23 protein-coding genes and 1 riboswitch are annotated in these 26,185 nt (G+C 68.4%); of the genes, 12 read left to right on the forward strand and 11 right to left on the reverse strand.

Going from position 1 to position 26,185, the window contains the following annotated elements:
• Nucleotides 1-34: 34 nt before the first annotated feature.
• The 7 genes from K2F54_RS07390 to K2F54_RS07420 form a co-directional block, all read right to left on the reverse strand.
• Entirely contained in the window at nt 35-1,348 is a 1,314-nt protein-coding gene (locus K2F54_RS07390) for a thymidine phosphorylase (RefSeq protein ID WP_220605223.1), read from the reverse strand.
• Nucleotides 1,349-1,774 carry a cytidine deaminase gene (locus K2F54_RS07395; protein WP_308287568.1) on the reverse strand — a complete coding sequence of 142 codons (426 nt, stop codon included), beginning with the start codon at nt 1,772-1,774 and terminating at the stop codon, nt 1,349-1,351. It abuts the gene before it with no gap.
• 11 nt (nt 1,775-1,785) lie between these two features.
• Nucleotides 1,786-3,084, reverse strand: a complete 1,299-nt coding sequence (locus K2F54_RS07400) for an ABC transporter permease (protein ID WP_220605224.1) — start codon at nt 3,082-3,084, stop codon at nt 1,786-1,788.
• Entirely contained in the window at nt 3,081-4,346 is a 1,266-nt protein-coding gene (locus K2F54_RS07405) for an ABC transporter permease (protein WP_220605225.1), read from the reverse strand. The genes K2F54_RS07400 and K2F54_RS07405 overlap by 4 nt, the downstream gene beginning before the upstream one ends.
• On the reverse strand, nt 4,343-5,860 hold the full coding sequence (locus K2F54_RS07410; RefSeq protein ID WP_220605226.1) for an ABC transporter ATP-binding protein: 1,518 nt from the start codon (nt 5,858-5,860) through the stop codon (nt 4,343-4,345). The genes K2F54_RS07405 and K2F54_RS07410 overlap by 4 nt, the downstream gene beginning before the upstream one ends.
• Before the next feature lie 151 nt (nt 5,861-6,011).
• Nucleotides 6,012-7,109, reverse strand: coding sequence for a BMP family lipoprotein (locus tag K2F54_RS07415; protein WP_220605227.1), 1,098 nt, complete (start codon nt 7,107-7,109; stop codon nt 6,012-6,014).
• A gap of 206 nt (nt 7,110-7,315) precedes the next feature.
• Entirely contained in the window at nt 7,316-8,437 is a 1,122-nt protein-coding gene (locus K2F54_RS07420) for a mannose-1-phosphate guanylyltransferase (protein ID WP_220605228.1), read from the reverse strand.
• Nucleotides 8,438-8,515: 78 nt separating this feature from the next.
• Between K2F54_RS07420 and K2F54_RS07425 the strand changes: the two genes are divergently transcribed.
• The 10 genes from K2F54_RS07425 (at nt 8,516) to K2F54_RS07470 (ending at nt 17,901) form a co-directional block, all read left to right on the forward strand.
• Nucleotides 8,516-9,670: a glycosyltransferase family 4 protein gene (locus tag K2F54_RS07425; RefSeq protein ID WP_220605229.1), complete on the forward strand. Its 1,155-nt coding sequence runs from the start codon at nt 8,516-8,518 to the stop codon at nt 9,668-9,670.
• A 171-nt stretch (nt 9,671-9,841) separates the two neighbouring features.
• Complete coding sequence (gene sdhC, locus K2F54_RS07430; protein WP_220605230.1) at nt 9,842-10,255, forward strand: succinate dehydrogenase, cytochrome b556 subunit; 414 nt, start codon at nt 9,842-9,844, stop codon at nt 10,253-10,255.
• A gap of 13 nt (nt 10,256-10,268) precedes the next feature.
• A complete protein-coding gene (locus K2F54_RS07435) occupies nt 10,269-10,721 on the forward strand; it encodes a succinate dehydrogenase hydrophobic membrane anchor subunit (RefSeq protein ID WP_220605231.1) in 453 nt (150 codons plus the stop codon).
• A gap of 27 nt (nt 10,722-10,748) precedes the next feature.
• The gene (gene sdhA, locus K2F54_RS07440) at nt 10,749-12,563 is read left to right on the forward strand and encodes a succinate dehydrogenase flavoprotein subunit (RefSeq protein ID WP_220605232.1); all 1,815 of its coding nucleotides are present in this window, start codon (nt 10,749-10,751) and stop codon (nt 12,561-12,563) included.
• The gene (locus K2F54_RS07445) at nt 12,563-13,324 is read left to right on the forward strand and encodes a succinate dehydrogenase iron-sulfur subunit (RefSeq protein WP_220605233.1); all 762 of its coding nucleotides are present in this window, start codon (nt 12,563-12,565) and stop codon (nt 13,322-13,324) included. Before sdhA ends, K2F54_RS07445 begins: the two co-directional genes overlap by 1 nt.
• A gap of 91 nt (nt 13,325-13,415) precedes the next feature.
• On the forward strand, nt 13,416-14,501 hold the full coding sequence (locus K2F54_RS07450) for a YhjD/YihY/BrkB family envelope integrity protein (RefSeq protein WP_220605234.1): 1,086 nt from the start codon (nt 13,416-13,418) through the stop codon (nt 14,499-14,501).
• Nucleotides 14,502-14,548: 47 nt separating this feature from the next.
• Complete coding sequence (locus tag K2F54_RS07455) at nt 14,549-15,406, forward strand: exodeoxyribonuclease III (RefSeq protein WP_220605235.1); 858 nt, start codon at nt 14,549-14,551, stop codon at nt 15,404-15,406.
• A gap of 49 nt (nt 15,407-15,455) precedes the next feature.
• Nucleotides 15,456-16,460 (forward strand): tryptophan--tRNA ligase, encoded by a 1,005-nt coding sequence (trpS, locus tag K2F54_RS07460; RefSeq protein ID WP_220605236.1) that lies wholly within the window; start codon nt 15,456-15,458, stop codon nt 16,458-16,460.
• A 21-nt stretch (nt 16,461-16,481) separates the two neighbouring features.
• A complete protein-coding gene (locus K2F54_RS07465) occupies nt 16,482-17,090 on the forward strand; it encodes a GNAT family N-acetyltransferase (RefSeq protein WP_220605237.1) in 609 nt (202 codons plus the stop codon).
• A gap of 64 nt (nt 17,091-17,154) precedes the next feature.
• The gene (locus K2F54_RS07470; protein ID WP_220605238.1) at nt 17,155-17,901 is read left to right on the forward strand and encodes an HAD family hydrolase; all 747 of its coding nucleotides are present in this window, start codon (nt 17,155-17,157) and stop codon (nt 17,899-17,901) included.
• 372 nt (nt 17,902-18,273) lie between these two features.
• On the opposite strand, the gene K2F54_RS07475 is transcribed toward K2F54_RS07470, so the two are convergent.
• The 4 genes from K2F54_RS07475 to K2F54_RS07490 all read right to left on the reverse strand — a co-directional run bounded on the left by K2F54_RS07475 (nt 18,274) and on the right by K2F54_RS07490 (nt 23,656).
• A complete protein-coding gene (locus tag K2F54_RS07475) occupies nt 18,274-19,164 on the reverse strand; it encodes a DUF559 domain-containing protein (protein WP_220605239.1) in 891 nt (296 codons plus the stop codon).
• Between the two features lie 305 nt (nt 19,165-19,469).
• Entirely contained in the window at nt 19,470-20,987 is a 1,518-nt protein-coding gene (gene glpK / locus K2F54_RS07480) for a glycerol kinase GlpK (RefSeq protein WP_220605240.1), read from the reverse strand.
• A gap of 74 nt (nt 20,988-21,061) precedes the next feature.
• Entirely contained in the window at nt 21,062-21,826 is a 765-nt protein-coding gene (locus K2F54_RS07485; RefSeq protein WP_220605241.1) for an MIP/aquaporin family protein, read from the reverse strand.
• Between the two features lie 99 nt (nt 21,827-21,925).
• Nucleotides 21,926-23,656: a glycerol-3-phosphate dehydrogenase/oxidase gene (locus tag K2F54_RS07490; RefSeq protein ID WP_220605242.1), complete on the reverse strand. Its 1,731-nt coding sequence runs from the start codon at nt 23,654-23,656 to the stop codon at nt 21,926-21,928.
• Nucleotides 23,657-23,901: 245 nt separating this feature from the next.
• Between K2F54_RS07490 and K2F54_RS07495 the strand changes: the two genes are divergently transcribed.
• Nucleotides 23,902-24,804: a sugar-binding transcriptional regulator gene (locus K2F54_RS07495; RefSeq protein WP_220605323.1), complete on the forward strand. Its 903-nt coding sequence runs from the start codon at nt 23,902-23,904 to the stop codon at nt 24,802-24,804.
• Between the two features lie 74 nt (nt 24,805-24,878).
• A riboswitch (FMN riboswitch) is annotated at nt 24,879-25,010 on the forward strand.
• Nucleotides 25,011-25,090: 80 nt separating this feature from the next.
• Nucleotides 25,091-26,179 (forward strand): bifunctional diaminohydroxyphosphoribosylaminopyrimidine deaminase/5-amino-6-(5-phosphoribosylamino)uracil reductase RibD, encoded by a 1,089-nt coding sequence (ribD, locus tag K2F54_RS07500; protein ID WP_255576826.1) that lies wholly within the window; start codon nt 25,091-25,093, stop codon nt 26,177-26,179.
• The last annotated feature ends 6 nt before the right edge of the window (nt 26,180-26,185 follow it).

The raw sequence follows: 26,185 nt of genomic DNA on the forward strand, positions 1-26,185 counted from the left end.
GACCACTCGCAGGCCGGGGCCTGCGGGTGGCGGGCTAGTTGGTGATGCGCTCGGCGATCAGGGGGCCACCGTCGAGGATCGGGTCACCGGGGTCGCCGATGCGCCAGGCGCCCTCGACGGCCTCGAGGGCCCGCGCGAAACGCTCGGGCTCGTCGGCGCTGAGGGTGAACAAGGGCTCACCCATACGCACGGTGTCACCGGGCTTGGCGTGCAGGTCGATGCCGGCGGCGTGCTGCACCGGGTCCTGCTTGCGGGCGCGGCCGGCGCCGAGGCGCCAGGCGCCGATGCCGAAAGGCAGCGCCTGCTGCTCGACGAGCACACCGTCACGGTCGGCGAGCACCACGTGGGTTTCGCGAGCGACGGGCATGGGCGCGGTCGGATCGCCGCCCTGCGCACGGATCACGGCGTTCCACTTGTCCATGGCGCGGCCGTCCTTGAGCGCCGCCTCCACGTCCACATCGACGATGCCGGCCAGAGTGAGCATCTCGCGGGCCAGCGCGACGGTGAGCTCGACAACGTCGGCGGGGCCGCCGCCGGCGAGCACCTCGAGGGACTCGCGCACCTCGTTGGCGTTGCCGATGGCCAGGCCGAGGGGCACGTTCATGTTGGTCAGCAGGGCGGAGGTGGCCACCCCGGCGTCCTCGCCGAGCGCGACCATGGTGCGGGCCAGTTCACGCGAACGTTCGATGTCCTTGAGGAACGCGCCGGAGCCGAATTTGACGTCGAGCACCAGCGCGCCGGTGCCCTCTGCGATCTTCTTCGACATGATCGACGACGCGATCAGCGGGATCGCCTCGACGGTGCCGGTGATGTCGCGGAGGGCGTAGAGCTTGCCGTCGGCCGGAGCGAGGCCGCTGCCGGCGGCGCAGATCACACCGCCGACGTCCTGCAGCTGCCGGAACATCTCCTCGTTGCTGAGGTTGGCGCGCCAGCCCGGGATGGACTCGAGCTTGTCGAGGGTGCCGCCGGTGTGGCCGAGGCCCCGGCCGGAGAGCTGCGGCACCGCGGCGCCGAAAACGGCCACGAGGGGCATCAGCGGCAGGGTGATCTTGTCGCCGACACCACCGGTGGAGTGCTTGTCGGTGGTCGGCTTGCCCAGGTCGGCAAAGCTCATCCGCTCGCCCGAGTTGATCATGGCCATGGTCAGGTCGCGGATCTCCCGGCGGGTCATGCCGTTGAGGAAGATCGCCATGGTCATGGCGGCCATCTGCTCGTCGCCCACGTAGCCGCGGGTGTACGCGTCGATCAGCCAGTTGATCTGCGGCGTCGACAGCTCGCCCGCATCACGCTTGGCGTGGATCAGGTCGACGGCGTCGAAGGCTTCGATGGTGCGGGCGGTGGAGCTCATTTAGTGGTCTTCCCGATAGGCGGCGAGCTGGCGGGGCCCGAAGGCGTCCGGCAGGACCTCGTCGATGGTGCGCACGCCGGAGACGGTCTCCAACAGCATGCCTGGCGCGGAGTGTTCGTAGAGCAGCTGGCGGCAGCGACCGCACGGCATCAGCGTGTTGCCGTCGCCGTCGACGCAGGAGAACGCCACGAGCTGGCCGCCGCCAGTGAGGTGCAGCACGGACACCAGCGCGCACTCGGCGCACAGGGTGAGACCGTAGGAGGCGTTCTCCACGTTGCATCCGCTGATCACCCGGCCGTCGCTGACCAGGGCGGCCGCGCCGACGGGGAACTTGGAGTACGGCACGTACGCGTGCGTCATCGCCTCGGCGGCCGCGGTGCGCAGCACGCCCCAGTCGATCTCGCCGGAGGTGGGGGTAGCGGTCACGGTCGTCTCCGTCACGATTTTATGTAGGGTTTGCCGGATGCCGCCGGGCCCCGCGAGGTGCCCACCAGACCGGCCACGGCGAAGATGGTGACCAGGTAGGGCAGCATCAGCATGAACTCGCTGGGCACCGGCGAACCGATGATGCTCAGCACGTTCTGCAGGTTGCTGGCGAAGCCGAACAAAAGCGCCGCGAGGGTGGCTCTGATCGGGTCCCATCGGCCGAAGATCACCGCCGCGAGGGCGATGAAGCCGGCGCCGGCCGTCATCTCCTTGCCGAAGGCGCCCACAGAGCCCAGCGTGAAGTACGCGCCTCCCAGACCGGCGACGGCGCCCGCGAGGGACACGTTCCAGAACCGGGTGCCGGTGACGTTGATGCCCACGGTGTCTGCGGCCTGAGGGTGCTCGCCGACCGCGCGCAGGCGCAGGCCCCACTTGGTGTGGAAGATACCGAAGTACACGGCCGCGACGGCGATGTACATGATGTAGACGATCAGGGTCTGGCGGAAGAACACCGGGCCGACGATGGGGATCTCGCTGAGCAGCGGGATGTTGATGCGCTCGAACTTGGGCGGCTGGTTGAGCAGCGCCTTGTTGGGTGCCAGCAGCTGCGAGAACAGGAACCCGGTGAGGCCGGTGACGAGCACGTTGAGCACCACACCGACGATGACCTGGTCGACGAAGTACTTGATCGAGAACGCCGCGAGCACGAACGAGACCAGCACACCGGCGATCATGGCGGCGAGCAGGCCGAGCAACGGCTGCTGGGTGACGGAGGCGACCACGGCGGAGGTGAACGCCCCGGCCAGCAGCTGGCCCTCGATGGCCACGTTGACCACGCCGACCCGCTCGGAGATGACGCCGCCGAGGGCACCGAAGATCAGCGGTACGGCCAGGCTCAGCGAGCCGAACAGCAGGCCGGGCACCGGGATGCGTTCGTCGGCGGATGCCCAGGCGAGGAAACCGAGCAGGAGCAGGAACGCGAACACCGAGTACAGCCAGATCGGCACCTTGCGGGAGCTCTGCACCATCCACACGCTGACGCCGGTGATGGCGGCGAGCAGGACGGTGACGACGATGCCGGTCTCCCTGGTGGGCAGCAGCACGTCGGGCAGCTGGATCAGGTCGCTCGAGGTGGACAACGACATGGTGCTGACGCCTGAACGGCCGAACACCACCAGCAGCAGGAAGCCGAGCACGGTGAAGACACCGAGGACGATCGGGGCCTTCCAGCTCTTGATGACCGTGGTGGCCGGCCCGTTGTCGGGGTCGTGCGGCTGCGTGGGCTGGTTCACGGGAGCGATCGTGCTCATTTCGCCACCACCTCCTGGGTCACGTTCGGTACCGGTTTGCGGCGGGGAGCGCCGGGGGTCGGCAGGCGGAAGATCGCCCGCACCAGCGGCGGCGCGGCGATGAAGAGCACGATGAGCGACTGCACGACCAGGACGATGTCGATGGGCACGCCCTCTGCCGCCTGCATCGAGAAGCTGCCGGCCTTGAACGCGCCGAACAGGATGCCTGCCGCGAACACGCCCCACGGCTTGGAGCGGCCGAGCAGGGCCACGGTGATGGCGTCGAAGCCGATGCCGGAGTCGATGCCGGCGCCGAAGCCGCTGGTGGTGGTGCCGATCACCTGGTTGATGCCGGCCAGGCCGACGAGCCCGCCGGAGAAGAGCATGGCGTAGACGTACATGCGCTGCACACTGATCCCGGCCACCTTGGCGGCGTTGGGGTTCTCGCCGACGGCACGGAACTTGAAGCCCAGGCTGGAACGGCCCAGCAGCCACCAGGTGAACACCGTGGCGGCGATGACGAGGATGAACCCGAAGTGCAGGTTGTAGCCGGGGCCGAGCAGGTCGAAGAACACCGAGTTGGGCTTGGAGGCCGGGCTCTGCGGGTTGTTGGAGCCGGGCGTCTTGAGGAACCCGTCCCGCAGCAGGTAGCTGACCAGGTAGAAGGCGATGTAGTTGAGCATGATCGTGGTGATCACCTCGTGCGCACCGGTGCGGGCCTTGAGCAGCCCGACCAGACCACCCCAGAGGGCGCCACCGGCGACACCGGCGACGAGGGCGGCGACCATGTGGATGCCGGCGGGCAGCTCCAGCGCGAAGGCGACCCAGCCGCCGAGGGTGGCGGCGATGAGCATCTGACCGCGCCCACCGATGTTGAACAGGCCCACCCGGAACCCGAGCGCGACACCGAGACCGGCCGCGATCAGCGGGGTGGCGTACGTCAGGGTTTCGGTGAGGGGGCGGATGCCGTCGGCGAAGGTGTCGCGGCGGAAGTTGTAGATCGACCCCTGGAACAGGGCCGAATAGGCGCCGGACACGGCCTGCCAGACGGCGCTGAGCAGGTCGGTGGGCCGGGAGAAGAAGTACCCGGCGCTCTCCTGCACGTCTTCGTTGGTGAACGCGATCATGACCGCGCCCACGGCGAGGGCGATGACGACGGCGAGCACCGAGATGATGGCGTTACCGGTGGTGATCTCCCGGAAGATGCCGTGCCAGCGGGACTCCTCGACCGGCTCCGGCGTGGGGGTGCGCCCCGGGGCGGGTGGTTCCTGGACGGCGCTCATGCTGCGGCTCCTTCTTGGGGGTTTGCGCCCGCCATCATCAGACCCAGAACGGATCGGGGGGTGTCGCCGGGCACGATGCCCACGATGCGTCCGCGGTACATCACCATGATGCGGTCGGCGAGGGCGGCGACCTCGTCGAGTTCGGTGGAGATCACGATCACCGGCGTGCCGGCATCCCTGGTCGCGACGATGCGTTCGTGCACGAATTCGATCGAGCCGACGTCGAGGCCGCGGGTGGGCTGGGCGGCGATGAACAGTCGCAGGTCCCGGCTGAGTTCTCTGGCCAGGACCACCTTCTGCTGGTTACCGCCGGAGAGGCGGCCGACGGGGGTCTCGATGCCCTGGGACCGCACGTCGAACTCCCGCACCTTGCTGCGGGCGAAGTCGGCGAGGTAGGACAGCTGCAGGTTGAACCGCTTGACGAACGGCAGTTTGTTGGAGCGGTCGAGCATGAGGTTCTCGGCGATGGTGAACGCGCCGACGAGGCCGTCCCTGGTGCGGTCCTCTGGCACGAACCCGACACCGGCGTCGAGCACCTGCCGAACCGAACGGTTGCGCAGCGACTTGCCGTCGAGGCTGATCTCGCCCAGCACCCGCGGTTGCAGGCCCATCAGGGCCTCGGTGAGTTCGGTCTGGCCATTGCCCTGCACACCGGCGATGGCGAGGATCTCCCCGACCTTGACGTCGAAGGAGACGTCGTTGACGAGCACCTGACCCGTGCGGTCGACCACGGTGAGGTTGGAGACCACCAGGGCAGGAGCGCCCGGTGTGGCGGGCGCCTTGTCCACGGTGAGGTCGACGGCCCGACCCACCATGAGGGTGGCCAGCTCTTCGTTGTCTGCGGTGGGCGAGGCCTCACCGACCACCTTGCCCAGGCGGATGACGGTGATCCGGTCGGCCACCTCGCGCACCTCGCGCAGTTTGTGGGTGATGAAGACGATGGAGGTGCCCGCATCCTTGAGCTGGCGCATGATGACCATCAGCTCGTCGGTCTCCTGCGGCGTGAGCACGGCGGTGGGTTCGTCGAAGACCAGAACCTTGGCGTCACGGGAGAGCGCCTTGATGATCTCCACCCGCTGCTGCACCCCGACGGGGAGGTTCTCGACGAGGGCGTCAGGGTCCACGTGGAATCCGAACCGGTCGGAGATCTCCTTGACCCGCACGCGCGCGGCCGCCAGGTCAAGACGTCCGCCGAGCGTGGTCTCCTCGTGTCCGAGCATGACGTTCTCGGCAACGGTGAAGACCGGGATGAGCATGAAGTGCTGGTGCACCATGCCGATGCCGGCGGCCATCGCGTCGCCGGGTCCGGCGAAGTGCTGGGCGACCCCGTCGAGCAGGATTTCGCCCTCCTCAGCTCGGTACAGGCCGTAGAGCACATTCATCAGGGTGGACTTGCCTGCCCCGTTCTCGCCGAGGAGGGCGTGGATCTCGCCTGCTTCCACGGTGAGGTTGATGTCGTCATTGGCAACCAGGGCACCGAATCTCTTCGTAATGCCGCGAAGTTCGAGCTTCATAGTCTTCGATTCTATTGAGGTATCGCCCGGGCCGGGCCGCTCGCCCGGGGCGTCACGCACAGAAGCGGGGAGGCCAGCGAATGCGCTGACCTCCCCGATTCCTGACCGGCGAACCGCGACGTGCGGATTCGGTCGTGTTACTGCGTTCTGATTACGGCGTTGCTTCGGACTCGACGACGATGTCACCGCTGATGATGGCGGCTTCGATCTCGTCCAGTGCGGTCACGACGGCGGGGTCGACCTTGGACTCCCACTCGTGCAGCGGGGCCAGGCCAACGCCCTCGTTCTCCAGGGTGCCGACGTAGGGCTCGCTGGTGAAGTCATCGGCGGCCGCGTCGGTGATGATCTGCTGGGTGGCGTCGGTCATCGACTTCATGATCGAGGTCAAGTACAGGTCGGCGAAGTCCGGGGCGGTCTCGAACAGGTCGCTGTCGACGCCGACGATGGCAACGTCCTTGCCGGATTCGGTGATGGCCTGCGCGGTGCCCTGGAAGAGCGGTCCGGCGACCGGGAGGATGATGTCGGCACCGGCGTCGATCAGGCCCTGGCTGAGGGTCTTGCCCTGGTTGATGTCTTCGAAGCCACCCGCGAACAGGCCTTCCTGGGTTTCCTTGTTCCAGCCGGAGAGCTGCACGTCGGCGCCGTTCTCGGTGTTGTAGTAGTCGATGCCGTCGGCGAAGCCGTCCATGAAGATGGTGACGGACGGGTACTGCATGCCGCCGAAGGTGCCGACGGTGCCGGTGGTGGTGGTGCCTGCGGCGAGGTAGCCGGCGAGGAACGCGGCCTGCGCGGTGTCGTAGAGGACCGGCTTGACGTTGTCGAGCTCCAGCGGGCTGAAGTCGTCGTTGGAGAGCGCGGAGTCGATGATCGCGAAGTTGATGTCCTCGTTGGCCAGGGCCGCGTCGCGGGTGGCGTTGGCGAGTGCGAAGCCGACGGTGAGGATGAAGTCGCAGCCCTGGTCGACCATGCTGGTGACGTTGCCGTCGTACTGGTCGGCTGAAGCGGATTCGGCCTCGAGGAAGTCGACGCCGAGCTCGTCGGACGCTGCCGAGATGCCCTCGTAGCTGGACTGGTTGAACGACCTGTCGTCGAAGCCGCCGAAGTCGGAGACGATGCAGGGGGTGAAGTCAACCGCAGCGTCGTCGGCTGCGCCGTCCTCAGTGGGGGCCGGCGCACACGCCGCGAGCAGAGCGAGAACGCCGAGAGAGGCAAGGCCGCCGAGCGTTGCCTTGCGGGTCGTGATTGTCAAGATTGACCTCCAGATGAGGCCCGGCGTGGGATCGCGCGGGCTGCTATATGGCTTACACGTTACCCAGAAGATCCCGGCTCACATGAGCAAACCGACACTGTAGCCAAATGGTTATCAAGCCGCGACATTCCGGAAATGCCGACGACACAATTCGTCACCTGGTCGGGGCTATTCCTGAGGAACCCTCGCCGAGGGCCGTCTGGCTGTCAGAGGACGTCCGAGCTGCCGGAGAGCCGCAGCGCGTCGACGACGGCCTTGACCTTCTGGGCGTTCGCGCTGGTGGTGACCAGCAACGCATCCGGGGTGTCGACGACGACGATATCGTCGACGCCGATCAGCGCGATCATGCGCTTGGTGTGGCTGACCACGATTCCGCTGGAGGAGTCGGCGAGCACCCGGGCGCCCTCGCCGAGGATCGCCAGGTCGCGCTTGCGGCCGTTGGCGTGGATCTTGGCGATGGAGGCGAAGTCTCCGACGTCATCCCAGTCGAACTGGCCGGGGATGACGGCCAGCTTGCCCTGCGCGGCGGCAGGTTCGGCGACGGAGTAGTCGATGGCGATCTTGGTGAGCTTGGGCCAGACCTTGTCGACGACGGCGCCACGGCGCGGGGTGTCCCAGGCCTCGGCGAGTTCAAGCAGACCGGCGAGGAGTTCCGGCTCGGTGGCGCCGATCTCCTCGAGCAGCCGGTCGGCGCGGGCGATGAACATGCCGGCGTTCCAGAGGTACTGGCCGCTGGAGAGGTACCGCTTGGCGGTGGCCGGGCTGGGCTTCTCGACGAAGGAGTTGACCGACTGCGCGCTCGGGGCGCCCGGGATGTCCAGGGTCGCGCCGGTCTTGATGTAACCGAAGCCGATGGCCGGCTCTGTGGGCTGGATGCCGATGGTGACGATGAGCCCGGTGTCGGCGGCGGCGATGGCCTCGACCACGGCCTGGCGGAACGCGGCCGGGCCCTTGATCACGTGGTCGGCGGCGAACGAGCCGATGATCACACCGGGTTCGCGGCGTTCCAGGATGGCGGCGGCCAGGCCGATCGCGGCCGAGGAGTCGCGCGGTTCGCTCTCGAGCACCACGTTCAGGTCGGCCAGCTCCGGCAGCTGCTCCTCGACGGCGGCGCGGTGCGCGCGCCCGGTGACGACCATGATGCGCTGGTCGCCGGAGAGCGGCGCGAGCCGGTCCCAAGTGGCGCGCAGCAGGGTCTGCCCGCTGCCGGTGAGGTCGTGCAGGAACTTGGGGGCGTCGGCGCGGGACAGCGGCCACAACCGGGAACCGATCCCGCCAGCGGGGATGACACTGTAGAAGCGGTCGAGGGCGTCGCTGGAGGTAGGCATTGCGCCAGACTACAGCTCGGCCGAGCCTGTTCACCGAGGGTTCATCGTGTGGACGCCTGCCCTGCCTACTCTGGCGGCATGAGGGTTGCCGTCATCAGTGAAAGCTTCCTCCCCACTATCAGCGGGGTCACCACGAGCGTCTGCAAGGTGCTGGACGAGCTGCGCCGCCTGGGGCACGACGCCCTGGTGATCGCCCCGTCGGGAGCCCCGGCCGAATACGCCGGGTTTCCGGTGCACACCGTGCCCGCGCTGTCGTACCGGCAGTTCCCGGTGGGCCTGCCCAACCCCCGGGTGCTCAAGCTGCTCGCCGATTTCGGGCCCGATGTGCTGCACGCGGCATCGCCGTTCCTGCTCGGCGCGCAGGGCATCGCCGCCGCCCGCCGACTCGGGGTGCCCAGCGTGGCCGTATTCCAAACGGATGTGGCCGGCTACGCCCGCCGCAACCACCTCGGCCAGGCCACCAGACTGGCCTGGCGCTTCGTCAAGTGGGTGCACGACGGCGCCGACCTCACCCTGGTTCCCTCCGAGGCCTCGATGGCGGCGCTGGGCCGCGTGGGTGTGCCCCGCCTGGCGCGCTGGACCCGGGGTGTCGACCTGGCCGGGTACCACCCGAATCACCGCAGGCACCCCCTCGCCGTGGCCCTGCGTGACCGGCTCGCGCCGAACGGTGAGGTCGTGATCGGGTATGTCGGGCGGATCGCCCCGGAGAAGCAGGTGGAACGGCTGCGGGCCCTGCGGGGTGTGCCCGGCATCAGCATCGCCCTGGTCGGTGACGGGCCGTCCACTCCCCTGGTGGCCCGCGCGCTGGCCGGGCTGCCGGTCACCTGGCTCGGCCGGCTGGCCGGCGAGGAGCTCGCGCACGCCTATGCCGCGTTCGACGTGTTCGTGCACGCCGGCACCGAAGAGACCTTCGGGCAGACCCTGCAGGAGGCGCACGCCGCCGGGCTGCCCGTCGTGGCCCCGCGGGCCGGCGGGCCGATCGACCTGGTCGAGCACGGCGTCGACGGGTTCCTCTTCACCCCGGACGACGACCACGACCTGCGCCGGCACGTGGCCGCACTCGTCGCCGACGGGCCACTGCGGCACCGGATGGGCGAGGCCGGCCGCCGGGCCGTGCTCGGCCGCAGCTGGGAAAACGTGTGCGCCACCCTGTTCGACCACTACGGCACGGTCATCGACGAGGGCCTGTCGCGGCGCGCGGAAACGCTCGTGCCCCTCGCCCAACGGCGCTGAGACATCCGTTCGACCCGGTTGGGCCCTTAGCCTCTGGCCGTCGACCCGCTTGTTCGGTTAGGACGCCCTAACCGGCTTATCTCGTTGTCGAGACATACAATGGTCGAACGTGTTTGTTCAACGATGACGCCTCGTTCGCAGGGGTCGCGACTCAGCCAGGGAGGGTTGGTCATGCCAAAATCGGCAGGGGCCCTGACAGCTCAGCGGAGGACGACGTCACGTCGCCCGGCCGGAACGCTCTACCGCGGCCGTGAGGGCATGTGGTCGTGGGTTCTGCACCGCATCACCGGGGTGGCGATCTTCTTCTTCCTCCTCGTGCACATCCTCGACACCGCCCTCGTGCGGGTCAGCCCCGAGGCGTACAACGCCGTGATCAGCCAGTACCAGACGCCCATCATGGGCCTGGGCGAAGTGGCGCTCGTCGGCGCGATCGTGTTCCACGCCTTCAACGGCCTGCGCATCATCGCCATCGACTTCTGGAACGCGAAGTACCAGCGGGTGCTGTTCTACGTGGTGATCGGCCTCTGGGTGGTCACCATGCTCGCGTTCACTCCCCGTCACCTGATCAACGTGTTCAGCCACTAGGAGGCGACAGATCATGACCTCGACACTCGCCGCCCCCCGCAGCCCCTACGCCCGCACCCCGCAGAAGCGCGGCGTGAACTGGGAGAAGTGGGGCTGGATCTACATGCGCGTCTCCGGCATCGTGCTGGTGGTGCTGATCTTCGGCCACCTGTTCGTGAACCTGATGGTGGGCGAGGGCGTCAGCGCCCTCAACTTCGCTTTCGTCGCCGGCAAGCTGGCCAACCCGTTCTGGCAGTGGTGGGATGTGGCGATGCTCTGGCTCGCGCTGATCCACGGCGGCAACGGCATGCGCACGCTGGTGAACGACTACGCCACCACCCGCGTCTCCCGCGGCATCCTCAAGTCCGCGATCCTCGCCGCAGTGGTCATCCTGATCGTGCTCGGCACGCTCGTGGTCTTCACCTTCGACGCCTGCCCGGTCGGCCAGCCCGCCGATCTCCTGCCCACTTTCTGCCAGGCCCTTTAGGCCCTCGAGGAGCTGTAAACAACTTTCATGACGGATGCACCTGTGACCAAGCCCGCCGAGTCCACCATCGTCGACGGCGTGCACTACCACCAGTTCGACATCGTGATCATCGGGGCGGGAGGCGCCGGCATGCGAGCCGCCATCGAGGCCGGCCCGAACGCATCCACCGCCGTGATCTCCAAGCTCTACCCCACCCGCTCACACACCGGTGCGGCGCAGGGCGGCATGGCCGCCGCCCTGGCGAACGTGGAGGAAGACAACTGGGAGTGGCACACCTTCGACACCGTCAAGGGCGGCGACTACCTGGTTGACCAGGACGCGGCGGAGATCCTGGCCAAGGAAGCCATCGACGCCGTCATCGACCTCGAGAACATGGGCCTGCCGTTCAACCGCACCCCCGAGGGCAAGATCGACCAGCGCCGCTTCGGCGGTCACACCCGCGATCACGGCAAGAGCCCGGTGCGCCGCGCCTGCTACGCCGCCGACCGCACCGGCCACATGATCCTGCAGACGCTGTACCAGAACTGCGTCAAGCGCGGCATCAACTTCTTCAACGAGTTCTACGTGCTCGACCTGATCATGACCAACGTCGACGGTGTCGACCAGCCCTCCGGCGTGGTCGCGTACGACCTCGCCAGCGGTGAACTGCACGTCTTCTCCGGCAAGGCGTTCATCTTCGCCACCGGCGGTTTCGGCAAGATCTACAAGACCACCTCGAACGCGCACACCCTCACCGGCGACGGCGTGGGCATCATCTGGCGCAAGGGCCTGCCGCTGGAGGACATGGAGTTCTTCCAGTTCCACCCGACCGGCCTGGCCGGCCTGGGCATCCTGCTCACCGAGGGCGCCCGCGGTGAGGGCGCCATCCTGCGCAACGCCTCCGGGGAGAGGTTCATGGAGCGCTACGCGCCCACCATCAAGGACCTCGCCCCGCGTGACATCGTGGCCCGCTGCATGGTCAAGGAGGTCGCGGAAGGTCGCGGCGCCGGCCCCAACAAGGACTACGTCTACCTGGACTGCACCCACCTGGGCGCCGAGGTGCTCGAGACCAAGCTGCCGGACATCACCGAGTTCGCCCGCACCTACCTCGGTGTCGACCCGGTCACAGAGCCGGTACCCGTGATGCCCACCGCGCACTACGCGATGGGCGGTATCCCCACCAACGTCAAGGCTGAGGTGCTGCGCGACAACACCACCGTCGTGCCCGGCCTGTACGCCGCCGGCGAATGCGCCTGCGTCTCGGTGCACGGCTCCAACCGGCTCGGCACCAACTCGCTGCTGGACATCAACGTGTTCGGCAAGCGCGCGGGCAACAACGCCGTCGAGTACGTCAAGACGGCCGAGTTCGTACCGCTGCCAGAAGACCCGGCCAAGTTCGTGCGCGAACTGCTCGCCACCATCCGCACCTCCACCGGCACCGAGCGCATCGCCGTGCTCCGCCGCGAGCTGCAGGAGGTCATGGACGCCAAGGCCCAGGTGTTCCGCACCGACGAGTCCCTGCGCGAGGTGACCGAGATCATCCACACCCTGCGCGAGCGTTACAAGAACATCGGCGTGCAGGACAAGGGCCGCCGGTTCAACACCGACCTGCTCGAGGCCGTTGAGCTGGGCTTCCTGCTCGACCTGGCCGAGGTGGTCGTGTTCTCCGCCCGCAACCGCAAGGAGAGCCGCGGCGGTCACATGCGCGACGACTTCCCCCTGCGCGACGACGTCAATTACCTGCAGCACACCATGGCCTACCTGTCGGGCGACGCCCTGTCGGCGGATGCTGCCGACCACATTTCGCTCGACTGGAAGCCCGTCACCATTACGCGCTACCAGCCGATGGAGAGGAAGTACTAGTGAGCACCCCCACCCTCGAGAAGCCCCCCGCGGTTCCCGAAGAGATCCAGTCGTTCACGGTCACCCTGTCGGTGCGCCGGTTCAACCCGGAGCTCGACGAAGACCCGCACTGGGAGAACTACGACGTACAGATGTACGCGACCGACCGCATCCTGGATGCCCTGCACAAGATCAAGTGGGAACAGGACGGGTCCTTGAGCTTCCGTCGTTCCTGCGCGCACGGCATCTGCGGCTCGGATGCGATGCGCATCAACGGGCGCAACCGCCTGGCCTGCAAGACCCTGATCAAGGACCTCGACATCACCAAGCCGGTGACGGTGGAGGCCATCAAGGGTCTGCCGCTGGAGAAGGACCTGATCGTGGACATGGAGCCGTTCTTCGCCTCCTTCCGCGAGGTGCAGCCGTTCCTGATGGCCCAGAACACGCCCAAGGACGGCAAGGAGCGCATCCAGACCGTCGCCCAGCGCGAGCGGTTCGACGACACCACCAAGTGCATCCTCTGCGCCGCGTGCACGTCGAGCTGCCCGGTGTTCTGGACCGACGGGCAGTACTTCGGCCCGGCCGCGATCGTGAACGCACACCGGTTCATCTTTGACTCCCGTGACGAGAGCGCCGCCGTGCGCCTCGACATCCTCAACGACAAGGAAGGCGTGTGGCGCTGCCGCACGACCTTCAACTGCACCGAAGCCTGCCCGCGTGGCATCCAGGTGACGCAGGCCATCGCCGAGGTCAAGCAGGCGATCATGCGCGGCAAGCCGTAACCTCTGACGGTTTCCTCACGAACGGCGGCCCACGGGCCGCCGTTCGTCGTTTCGCACCGGCCGCCGGGCACCCGCTGACTAGGCTGGGTCGATGAAGATCGGCGACCTTGTCACGCGCATCATGGCCACCCGCCCCGTGCGCGTGTTCACCCATTTCACCCAGAGCCGCGGGAACGTTCTCGCCTCCGGGATGGCCTACCAGGCGATCTTCGCGATCTTCGCCGCCCTCTGGCTGGTTTTCTCCATCGCCGGCCTCTGGCTGACCAGCAACCCGGAGCTGATGAACCAGCTTTTCGTGCTGATCAACCAGTCGGTGCCGGGGCTGATCGGCACGGACGGCTCCGACGGCGTGGTCAATGCCGAGACCCTCGCGGACACCGACGCGTTCAGCTGGGCCAGCGCCATCGCGCTGGTGGGGTTGCTCGCCACCACCCTGGCCTGGCTGAACACGACCTCGCAGGCCGTGCGCGGCATCTTCGGCATGGGTCAGGAGACCACCTTCTTCGTGCTGGTGAAGCTGCGTGAGCTCGGTCTCGGCCTGCTCTTCGGCCTGGCCCTCGTGGTCTCCGCGGTCATCTCGCTGGTGTCGTCGCAGCTGCTCGAGGTGTTCCTGGGTTTCTTCGGCCAGGGCAGGGACTCGTTCTGGTTCCAGGCCTCCAGCACCTCGGTGGGACTGCTCATCGTGCTGATCATCGACACCATCACCCTGGCCGCCCTGTTCCGGGTGCTGTCCCGCGTGCGCATCCCGTTCCGGAACCTGCTGGTCGGGTCGGTGCTCGGCGCGGTGGCGCTCGGAGTGCTCAAGGTGCTCGGTGCCGCCCTGCTCGGCGGCGCAGCCAGGAACCCGCTGCTGGCCGGTTTCGCGGTGATCATCGGTCTGCTGATCTGGTTCAACCTCACCTCCACCGTCACCCTGCTCGCCGCGGCCTGGATCGCCGTGGGCATGCAGGACGCCGGAATCCCGCCGTCGACGCTGAGCGCGGACGAGGCCAAGAAGCTCGCCGAGGAGAAGGAGGCGGAGGCGAAACGGCTCGTGGCTGCCGCGGAACTGCGCGAGGCGCGGGAGGCGCTGGCGGAGGCGTCCTGGTATCAACGCCCCAGCGCGACCCGACGGCTGCGCCGGGCGGAGAAACGAGCGGCGAAGTACGAGCCGAGCGCGACCACGGCGGTGCGCTGACGTCTCGGCCAGGCCCCGGCGTCGGGGGCACTCGGTAGAATCGGCGCATGCCGCTTTCTCCCTCAGACTCCACCGTTGCGCCCCTGCGCATCGCCAGCATCAACACCAACGGCATCCGTGCCGCCTTCCGTAAGGGCATGGGCGACTGGCTCGCCACCAGGGACGTCGACATCCTGGCCATTCAGGAGGTGCGCGCCGCGACCGAGGACATCGAGGCCCTGCTCGGCCCGGACTGGAACATTCTGCACGACGCCGCGTCGGCCAAGGGCCGCGCCGGTGTGGCCATCGCCAGCCGCAAGAGCGCGTCGATCCACCGGGTGGAGCTGGGCCACCCCGACTTCGACAGCGCCGGCCGTTGGCTCGAGGCCGACTACGAGGTCAACGGCAAGATCGTCACCGTGGTGAGCACCTACGTGCACTCCGGTGAGGTGGACACCCCCAAGCAGGTGGAGAAGTTCACCTTCCTCGATTCCATGCTCACCCGGCTGCCCGAGCTCGCCGCGCACAGCGACCGGGTCGTGGTGCTCGGCGACCTCAACGTGGGCCACCGCAAGTTCGACATCAAGAACTGGAAGGGCAACGTCAAGCGCGCCGGCTTCCTGCCGGAGGAACGCGCCTACTTCGACCGAATCCTCGGCGCCGAAGACGAGGCCGACTACAACAACGGCGCCGGCCTCGGCTGGGTGGACGTGGGCCGCAAGGCGGCAGGTGAGATCGACGGGCCGTTCACCTGGTGGTCCTGGCGGGGCCAGGCGTTCGACAACGACACCGGCTGGCGCATCGACTACCAGCTCGCGACGCCCGCACTGGCGGCATCCGTCGTGAATTACACGGTCGACCGGGCGGACGCCTACGACCAGCGCTGGAGCGACCACGCGCCCGTGGTCGTCGACTACAACATCTGATTTTTGTATTGCCGCTGCTGCGGCCTTGAACCTGACGAAAGACTCCCCTATGACCAAGACCCGCCTCTACTCCGGCATGCAGCCGTCGGCCGATTCGCTGCAGATCGGCAATTACATCGGTGCGCTGCTGAACTGGAAGAAGCTGCAGCAGACCCACGACGCGTTCTTTTCGATCGTGGACCTGCACGCCATCACCGTGGCGCAGGACCCGGCCAAGCTGCGCGAGAACACCCGCGCCACCGCCGCTCAGTACATCGCCGCGGGCATCGACCCGGCCGAATCGACGCTGTACGTGCAGTCGCACGTGGCCGCGCACGCGCAGCTGGCCTGGGCGCTGAACACCCTCACCGGATTCGGTGAGGCCAGCCGGATGACCCAGTTCAAGGACAAGTCGGTGAAGCAAGGAGCTGACGCCACCACGGTGGGGCTGTTCGCCTACCCGGTGCTGATGGCCGCGGACATCCTGCTGTTCCAGAGCGAGATCGTGCCGGTGGGCGAGGACCAGCGCCAGCACGTCGAACTCACCCGCGACCTGGCCGCCCGCTTCAACTCCCGGTTCGGCGAGACCTTCACGGTGCCGACCGCTTCGATCATCCGTGACACCGCGAAGATCTACGACCTGCAGAACCCGACCGCGAAGATGTCGAAGTCGGCCGAGTCGCACGCCGGCGTGATCTGGATGCTCGACGAGCCATCCGTGACGGCGAAGAAGATCATGCGGGCCGTGACGGATGCCGAGGGCGGCGTGGTCTTCGACCGGGAGAACAAGCCCGGCGTGGCCAACCTGCTCACGATCTACTCCGTGATGGCCGAGCGTTCGGTGCAGTCTCTGGAGGACGAATACGCGGGTCGCGGTTACGGCGATTTCAAGAAGGGCCTGGCCGAGGTGGTCACCGAGACCTTCGGCGGCATTCGCGCACGCGTGCTCGAGCTGCTCGACGACCCGGCCGAGCTGGACCGGATTCTGGCCGGCAACGCCGACCGGGCCGCGGCCGTGGCCGACGTCACGCTGGCGAACGCGTTCGACCGGATGGGGTTCCTGGCGCGCCGCTGAGGCGTGCGCGGGGGTGTGCGGATGCTGCCGGTCGAGTTGTCTTCTGGGGTGTTGCGGTTGGATGCGCCGCAGGGCGCCGATGCCGACCGGGTGGTCGAGTATTGCCAGGACCCGGTCATGCCGAGCTACCTGGCGCGCCTGCCCTGGCCGTACCGGGTGACGGATGCGACCGACTTTCTGACCGGGTACGTGCCGGCGGCCTGGGCGGACGACCAGGAGTACACCTGGGCGCTGCGCGGGCCGGCATCGGCTGCGTCGTCGGCGTCTGTGTCTCCGCTGCTGGGTGTGATCAGCCTGACCGTGCCGGTCGGTGGCGACCGGGCCAGTTCGATCGGGTTCTGGCTGGGCCCGCAGCATCGCGGCCGGGGCCTGATGGTGGAGGCCCAGCGGTTGGTGCTCGACTGGGGCTTCACGACCGGCCTCTGCGAGAGCGTGCGCTGGGAAGCCGTCGCGGGCAACCTCGCGTCGGCCAGGGCCGCCCGGAAGGCCGGGTTTCGCTACACCGGGCTGGGTCCGGCCGGGATCGCGTATCGCGACGGCACGCATCCGCCGTCGTGGAAGGGCGAGCTGCACGCCGCCGACGACCGCACACCGGCCCAGGGGTGGCCGGCCGAGGTCGTGGGCGCGTGAGCGCCGCCGTGCGCTCCTGCGGGCTGCTGTGGCCGGTGAGGCTGCTGTGACGGGTGGGGGCGGTGTGGCTACGCCCGTTCTGGTGCTGTTCGACCTCGACGACACCCTCTTCGCGCACCGGGAGGCCGTGGCGGCCGGCATCCTCGGCCACGTCGCCGCGCAGGGCGGCCGCGGTGCGGCCGCCGACCCGCACGAGGTCGTCACGCTGTGGAATGCCCTCGAGGAGCAGCACTATCACGCCTACCTCGCCGGCGATCTGGACTTCGCCGGGCAGCGCGGTGCCAGGGCGCGCGACTTCGCGGCCGCCCACGGGGTGCAGCTCTCGGCCGCGGAGGCCGCGGCCTGGTTCGAGGACTACTTCCTGCACTACCGGGCGAATTGGCGCCTGCACGACGACGCCCTGCCCTGCCTGGACGAGTTGGCTCTGCGCATCCCTGGCGTGCGATTCGGGCTGATCACCAACGGCGAGCTGGCCTACCAGAGTGTGAAACTGGTCGACACCGGCCTGGACGCCCGGGTGGAGCAGGTGGTCACCTCGGCGGAGTTCGGCCTGGCCAAGCCCCGGCCGGAGATCTTCCTGCACGCCGCCGGCCTGTTCGGGGCCGACCCGGCGTCGGTCGTGTACGTGGGTGATCGGCTGCGCACCGACGCGATCGGGGCCGCCGCCGCGGGGCTCACCGGCGTGTGGCTGGACCGCGTGGGCACGGCCGGCCCTCCCCCGACCGAGGCCGACCTGGCCGAGGCCCGCCGGCTCGGCGTCATCCGTCTCAGCACCCTCGACGCACTGCCGAACGCCCTGACCCCCTACTAACCGCTCGACCATCCCTGGCGACACCCAGGCCCCGGCACGCCCCGGGCGGTGGGCATAACTCCTGCAATTCTCAGCTTGCGTGCGCGCCGGTCCCGGAATCACGCGGCTGCCAGTATCAAGACTCGAGAATTGCAGGAGTTATGCTCGCCCAAGCTCCGCAAGTCGACGTGGGGACCGTCTGCGGGCTGGTGCTGACGTCGCCGAGTTGGATGCGTCCTCCGCCGCCGAGCGCTGCACAACTCCTGCAATTCCCGACTACCTCGGCGCAGCTGCCCCGTAAAGACGCGGCGGGTTGCATCCGAACTCGAGAACTGCAGGAGTTATGCACGCTGCAGGTCTTGGACGGCCGGGCAGGAGAGGGCTGGGGGGCGGTCAGGGCCGCGCGGCGCCGCCGCGGCTGATCTCGACCAGATGACGAATGGCCGCCACCACGGTCTCCGGCTCGAACATGATGTGCTGGTACAGCACCCGCAGGGACACATAGCCCCGCTCGGCCAGGAGCAGGTCACGACTACGGTCGCGGACGTGCTGCTCCCACTCCTTGTGAAATCCTTGGCTATCGGCCTCGACCACAACGCAGCCCTCAACGAGCGTGTCGACCCGGCCGACCCCGTCGATGACGACCTGAATCTCGCACTGCAGTCCGGCGTTGAGGATCACCTCGCGCAAGACGGTCTCCTGGCCCGCCTCTGATCGGGCGTTGATCCGCGGACGCAGACTCTGGTGCGCAGCGGGCACCCTGGCGAATATTTCAGCCAGGTCGTGATGACGGATGCGCCGCTCGTGCAGCGCGAGATCCAGCGCTGCGAGGGCGAAGCGTGGCTCCTGGCAGCGGATGATCTGCACGAGGGCGTCCCGCACGCCCACGCAGAACTCGGTACCCTCGCTCTCGTCGATCAGCGGCCACCAGTGCAGTTGCACACCGTCGCGCGGCAGCTCGGCGAGAGGCCGAAACCGGGTGTGCGGGCTGCGAAGCCGGGAGGCCTCCCGATCCAAGTGCAGGTGGGTGTGGCTGTCGTCGAAGACGAACAGTCCAAGCTCTGCTGCGGCCGAGACGCAGGCCAGCCGACCGCCCACTCGCACGGCCTCGAGGGTGTGTTGGTCGAGGGTGGGTCGGGCGTAGTGATCGCGGCGCACGCGGATGATGTCGCCGTTGCGCACAGCTGCCGTGATCGCCCCACCGCTCATACCGCTCCGACGCAGGTCCATGCGGTGGATGATGCGGCGGGAGCCGAACAGGTAGGCGAGGTAGACGGGAGGCATACCGGTACGGTGCGGCAGGTGCGCATCCGCTGACCAAGAGGCGGCCAGTCTGTGCACAACCGGGCCCGACCATCACCTGTGGAGAACACCCACCACCGTCGATCTGGCGAGCGGCCCCCGCAGTCAGTGACAATCCGTCCGCCGGTCACCCGCTCGACGTCTGCATAACTCCTGCAATACGACCGCCGGCCGGATGCCCAGCCCCGTGATTGCGGGGCCGGCAGCCGGCCGGCAGAGAAATAGCAGGAGTTATGCGCCCCACCCTCACGTTGACGGGCGGGGCGGGGCGGGGGGGGCGGGCGGGGCTACAGGACGTCTTCGTCGACCCAGTCGAGGGTCTTGGTGACGGCCTTCTTCCAGTTGCGCAGCAGGCGGGCGCGCTCGGCGTCCTCCATGTCGGGCTCCCAGCGGGCGTCTTCCTGCCAGTTGGTGCGCAGCTCGCCCAGTCCGCTCCAGAAGCCCACGGCCAGGCCGGCCGCGTACGCGGCGCCGAGCGCGGTGGTCTCGGCCACGACCGGGCGCACCACGGGCACGCCGAGGATGTCGGCCTGGAACTGGAGCAGCAGGTTGTTGCCGGTGGCGCCGCCGTCGACCTTGAGCTCGGTCAGCGGCACGCCGGAGTCCGCGTTGACGGCGTCGATGACCTCGCGGGTCTGGAACGCGATGGCCTCCAGCGCCGCCCGGGCGATGTGGCCCTTGTTGACGAACCGGGTCAGGCCCACCAGCGCACCGCGGGCATCCGCACGCCAGTACGGCGCGAACAGGCCGCTGAACGCCGGCACGAAGTAGGCGCCGCCGTTGTCGTCGACGGTGCGGGCCAGGGTCTCGATCTCGCTCGCCGACGAGATCAGGCCCAGGCTGTCGCGCAGCCACTGCACCAGCGACCCGGTGACGGCGATCGAACCCTCGAGGGCGTAGTGCGGTTCGGCGTCGCCGAGCTTGTAACCCAGCGTGGTGAGCAGGCCGTTCTTGGAGTGGATGATCTCGGTGCCGGTGTTGAAGATCAGGAAGTTACCGGTGCCGTAGGTGTTCTTCGCCTCGCCCTGGTCGAACGCGGCCTGACCGAAGGTGGCGGCCTGCTGGTCACCGAGGATGCCCGCAATGGGCACCTCGCGCAGCAGGCTGTGCTCGTTGACGGTGCCGTAGACCTCGCTGGAGGAGCGGATCTCGGGCATCATCGAGCGCGGCACGCCGAATTCGGCAAGGATCTCGTCGTCCCATTCGAGGGTCTCGAGGTTCATGAACAGGGTGCGGCTGGCGTTGGTGACGTCGGTGGCGTGCACGCCGCCCTCCAGGCCGCCGGTGAGGTTCCAGAGCACCCAGGTGTCTGTCGTGCCGAACATCAGGTCGCCCCGCTCGGCCTTCTCGCGGGCGCCCTCCACGTTCTCCAGGATCCAGACGATCTTGGTGCCGGAGAAGTAGGTGGCCAGGGGCAGGCCGACGGTGGCCTTGAACCGGTCACCGCCACCATCCGCGGCGAGACGGTCGACGATGGGCTGGGTGCGGGTGTCCTGCCAGACGATGGCGTTGTAGACCGGCAGGCCGGTGGTGCGGTCCCAGACCACGGCGGTCTCGCGCTGGTTGGTGATGCCGACGGCCTCGATGTCGTGCCGGGTCAGGTTGGCCTTGGACAGCGCCTGGCCGATGACCTGGCGGGTGTTGCCCCAGATCTCCATCGGGTCGTGCTCGACCCAGCCGGCGCGGGGGAAGATCTGCTCGTGCTCGAGCTGACCGGTGGAGATGATCGAGCCGGCGTGGTCGAAGATGATGGCGCGGGTGCTCGTGGTGCCCTGGTCGATGGCGAAGATGTACTTGTCACTCATGTCGGAACTCCTGTGTTGGGACGCGGTTGTGTGAGATTGAGCTGATGAGATTGATGGCTGAATCGAGGGGTGGATCAGGTGAGGATGGGCAGCAGCACCAGCGACGCCCAGCCGGCGAGCACTCCGCCGATGACCGGGCCGGCGACGGGAACCCAGGAATAGGCCCAGTCGGAGCCGCGCTTGCCCGGGATGGGCAGCAGGGCGTGGGCGATGCGGGGGCCCAGGTCGCGGGCCGGGTTGATGGCGTAACCGGTCGGTCCGCCCAGCGAGGTGCCGATCACGATCACCAGGAAGGCTACCGGCAGGGCGCCGAGGGCGGCCATGCCGCCGTTTTCGCCCTGACGTCCGTCGCTGAAGCCGATGATCACCAGCACCAGCACGAAGGTGCCGATGATCTCGGTGACCAGGTTCCAACCGTACGAGCGGATGGCCGGCCCGGTGGCGAACACGCCGAGCTTGTTGGCCGGGTCGGTCTCCTGGTCGAAGTGCTGTTTGTACGCCAACCAGACGAAGACGGCGCCGAGGATCGCGCCGATCATCTGCGCGGCGATGTACACGAGCACCGACAGCACGTTCACCGGCACGCCCGAGCCGAACTCGGTGGCGCCGGAGGCCACGAGGCCCAGTGTCACCGCCGGGTTCAGGTGCGCGCCGGAGTTGTAGGAGACGATCACACCGGCGAAGACCGCGAGGCCCCAACCGATGGTGACCATGAGGAAGCCGGCTCCGAAGCCTTTGTTCTTCGTGAGGGCGACGTTGGCGACGACGCCACAGCCGAGCAGGACGAGGAGAGCGGTGCCCACCACCTCCGCGAGGAATACAACTCCGAGATTGTCCACATTGACCTTTCGTGTTTCGGCGCACACGGAAGGTTCCGCGCACACCGTCGTGCAGCAGTGGGGAGCGGAGAAGTCCTCCGCTCCCTCACATTCGAAGAATTACAGCGAGTGCACCGCGTCCGCGGCGGCCAGGTCAACGCCGTGCACCTCACGCAGCTCCAGGGTGGCCTGGGCCACCTCGGCGGCGCTCGTGGCGGCATCCCAGCCCAGCACGGGTGCGAGCACCCCGGCCAGCTCGTCGAGCAGGGCCAGGCTGAGCCCGCCGACGAAGGCGAGGGACGTGCGGCGCAGCAGCAGGTCGATCAGGTGGGTGACCGACTCCTCGCGCGCCAGGTACTCGATCTCCCGGCGGGTGTAGAGCGGGTTGTGCGCCAGCGGCGCATCCGGCTGCTCCGTGAGGAAGTCGATGATCGCGCCGGCCCGGGTGCCGTACCGGGTGAGCAGGGCCTGGGCGCGGGCCCGGCCGACCTCGTCGCCGTGCGCGGCGAGCCAGACGGTGTGCGCGGCCGGAGTGGCCGGGAAGTCCTTGCCGCCGCCGATGGCGAGCCCCTCGGTGGACACCGTGCGCGGCAGGCCGAGCAGGGTGAGGATGTCGCCGCTGAGGTGTTCGGCCAGGGCGCGGAAGGTGGTCCACTTGCCGCCGACCAGGCTGAGCAGGGTGCCGGGGCGCGCTCCCAGCGGGCTGGACTCGATGCGGTAGTCCCGCGACACGAAGCCGGGCGCCTCGTCGTCGTGCCGGGGCAGCGGACGCACGCCGGAGAACCTGAACACGATGTGCGAACGGTCCACCACGATGTCGGGGAAGACGTGCTTGACCAGGTCGAAGAAGTAGTCGATCTCGTCTTCGGTGGTGCGGATCGGCTGGCTCATGTCGTGCTCGAGGTCGGTGGTGCCGATGAGCACCCGGCCGGCGAGCGGGTAGATCAGCACGATGCGGCCGTCGTTGTTCTCGAAGAAGATTTCGCCGCCGCCGGTCGCGGCGAGCAGCTCCGGGTGGTCGAGCACGATGTGCGACCCCTTGGTGCCGCCCATGTAGGTGCTGGCCTGGCCGAGCGCCGAGTTGGTCAGGTCGGTCCACGGTCCGGAGGTGTTCACGACGACGTCGGCGGCGAAACTGAATTCCTCGCCGGTTGTGGTGTTGCGCAGGCGCACGCCGTCGGCGTCCATCCCCACGGCTTCGACGTAGTTGGCGGCGCGGGCGTGCGGCCCGGTGTCGAGGCCGTCGCGGAGCACGTCCAGGGCCAGGCGCTCCGGGTCGTGCATCGACGCGTCGTAGTAGGTGGCGGTGTACTTGAGGCCGGGGTTCAGCCGCGGCAGGCGTTCGAGCGACTTCTTGCGGCCGTGGAACTCGTGCTTGGGCACCGAGCCGCCGTCGCGGGAGAAGGAGTCGTAGAGCACCAGGCCGACCTTGATCAGCAGCGCACCGCGCTCCTGGGCCTTGCCCTGCTTGTGGGTGAGGAAGCGCAGCGGCGCGGCGAGCACGCCGGAGAGGGCGGAGAACATCGGCACCGTGGTCTTCAGCGGCTTCACGTAATGCGGGGCGATCTTGAGCAGGCTGTTGCGCTCGGTGACCGACTCCTTCACGAGCCTGAATTCGCCGTTCTCCAGGTAGCGGATGCCACCGTGGATCATGTGCGAGGACGCCGCGGAGGCGCCGGAGACGAAGTCGCCCCGGTCGACGATGGTGACGTCAACACCCTGCAGTGCCAGGTCGCGGAAGGTGGCGATGCCGTTGATGCCGGCGCCGATGATGAGGACCTTCGCCCAGGGACGCGCGGCCAGTGCGGATCGGGCGGAATCGGCGGGCGAGGAATGGGAGTTGGACTGCACTGTGCACTACCTTTGTTCGTTCTTCGGCCGGACGGGAGACCCGGTGGTGCCGGCCGAATTGGTGCGGACGGCCCAGCCGGGTTTGCGCGGGGGCCCTCCATGTGGATTAATCAAGCTTGAGTAGATCAATCACATCCGGTCAAGCTGGGTGAACAAACGTGCAAGGAGGGGCTGTGAGCCTCGTTGACGAGTCAGCGCAGTCCGATCGGGTGCGGGATGCCCTCACGGCCGCGCACCTGTATTACATGCAGGACCTGACCATGGATGCCATCGCCCACGAGCTGCACACCTCCCGCTCCTCGGTGTCCCGCCTGCTCAGCCACGCCCGCGCCACCGGCCTGGTCGACATCCAGATCCGCTCTCCCCTGGACGCGCCGAGCCGCCTGGAATTGCTCATCCAGGAGCGCTTCCACATCACCGCGCACGTCGTTCCGGTGCCCGATCACGCCACGGATGTGGACAGATTGGAGCGGGTGGCGCTTTCGGTTGCACGGATTCTCGGCCAGTTCTTCGACTCGAACATGGTGATGGGCATCGCCTGGGGGTCGACGATGAACGCGATCAGCCGCCATGTCACGCCCAAGCAGACCCACGGCTCGCAGATCATCCAGCTCAACGGCGCGGGCAATATGCGCACCACCGGCCTCAGCTACGCCAGCGAGATCCTCGGCCGGTTCGGGTATGCCTTCGGCGCGCACGTTCACCAGTTTCCGGTGCCGGCCTTCTTCGACAGCCCCGCGACCAAGCAGGCGCTCTGGCGCGAACGCAGCGTGAGCCGGCTGCTGGAGATGCAGGCCCGGATGGACGTGGCCCTGTTCGGCCTCGGCTCGCCGTTCTCCGAGGTGCCCAGCCACGTCTACGCGGGCGGGTACCTCGAGGAGCCGGACTACGCCTCGCTCAGCCGCTCCGGCGTGGTGGGCGATGTGGCCACCATCTTCTACCGGGCCGACGGCTCCACCGACGGCATCCAGCTGAACGCCCGCGGCACCGGCCCGGACTTCACCGTGCTCAGGCAGACACCGCGCCGGCTCTGCGTGGTATCGGGAACGGCCAAGCTCGCCAGCCTCCGCGGCGCGTTGAAAGCCGACCTGATCACCGATTTGTTCGTGGACGAGAGTACCGCCCGGGCCCTGGTCGCCAATATCTGACCCGCCGCGGACGACGTCGGGTTACGTCGGGAATACCCCGGAGCGGCACGCGTTGAGATATAACTGACAGTAGATACGTGCTCCGGGGTCGGTGAGAATCCGAACCGGCGGTTACAGTCCGCGAGCTGAGACCCGATGTTTGGGTTTCGGTTGAGCTGGTGAAACTCCAGCACCGACGGTTAAAGTCCGGATGGGAGGCGCACGAATCGATGGTTCCTCGTGGACCGTCGACGGTTTTCGCGTACGCGAAATCCCCTCCCGGAGCGTCCAAACGACGGGAGAGGGAATGCACCAGCAGCACACGCTTGAGCGCGCGATGCGCCGAGCCCTGCAGCTGGCCGGCAACGGCCCGGCCGAGGGCGTCAACCCCCGCGTCGGCTGCGTGATCCTCAGCCCGGCCGGCGAGATCATCGCCGAGGGCTGGCACCGCGGCGCCGGCACCTGCCACGCCGAGGTGGATGCCCTCGCCCGGCTCGACCCGGCCGCCGCCCACGGCGCCACCGCCGTGGTCACCCTCGAACCCTGCAACCACACCGGCCGCACCGGCCCGTGCGCTCTGGCGCTCATCGACGCCGGCATCGGCCGGGTGGTCTACGCCGTCGCCGACCCCGGACCGCACTCCTCCGGCGGCGGCGACCGGCTGCGCGCGGCCGGCATCGACGTGACCGGCGGCCTGCTCGCCGACGAGGTGGCGGCCTTCCTGGCCGACTGGCTGGTCTCGGCGCGCCTGGGCCGACCGTTCGTGACCGTGAAATGGGCCTCCAGCCTCGACGGCCGCGCCGCCGCCGCCGACGGCTCCAGCCGCTGGATCACCGGGCCGGCCGCCCGCCGGGACGTGCACGAACGCCGCGCCCGCGCCGACGCGGTCCTGGTGGGCACCGGCACCGCCCTGGCCGACGACCCGTCGCTGACCGCCCGATCCGACGACGGCACCCTGCTGCCGCACCAGCCGCGACCCGTGGTGGTGGGGCGCCGACCGGTGCCGGCCGACGCGGCCGTGCACCGGCATCCGCTCACCCCGTGGTTTCCGGCCGGGCACGACGTGGCCGCGCTGTTGCGTGAGCTGCACGAGCGCGGCATCCGCCGGGTCTTCGTGGAGGGCGGCCCCACCCTGGCCAGCGCCTTCGTGCGGGCCGGCCTGGTCGACGAGTACCTCGTCTACCTGGCGCCCACCCTGCTCGGCGGCGACAGGCTCGCCCTGGGCGACATCGGCGTCGCCGGCATCGACGCCCAGCGTCGGCTGCGGATCGATCAGCTGCACAGGCTCGGCGACGACCTTCTCCTGGTCGCCCGGCCGGCCGACACCGACCAGACCACCCCCACCGACCAGACCGACCACACCACCACCAGGGCCGACACGGCCCCGACGAGCTAAGGACCA

Source organism: Cryobacterium inferilacus (genome assembly GCF_019599185.1).
Lineage (GTDB): Bacteria > Actinomycetota > Actinomycetes > Actinomycetales > Microbacteriaceae > Cryobacterium > Cryobacterium inferilacus.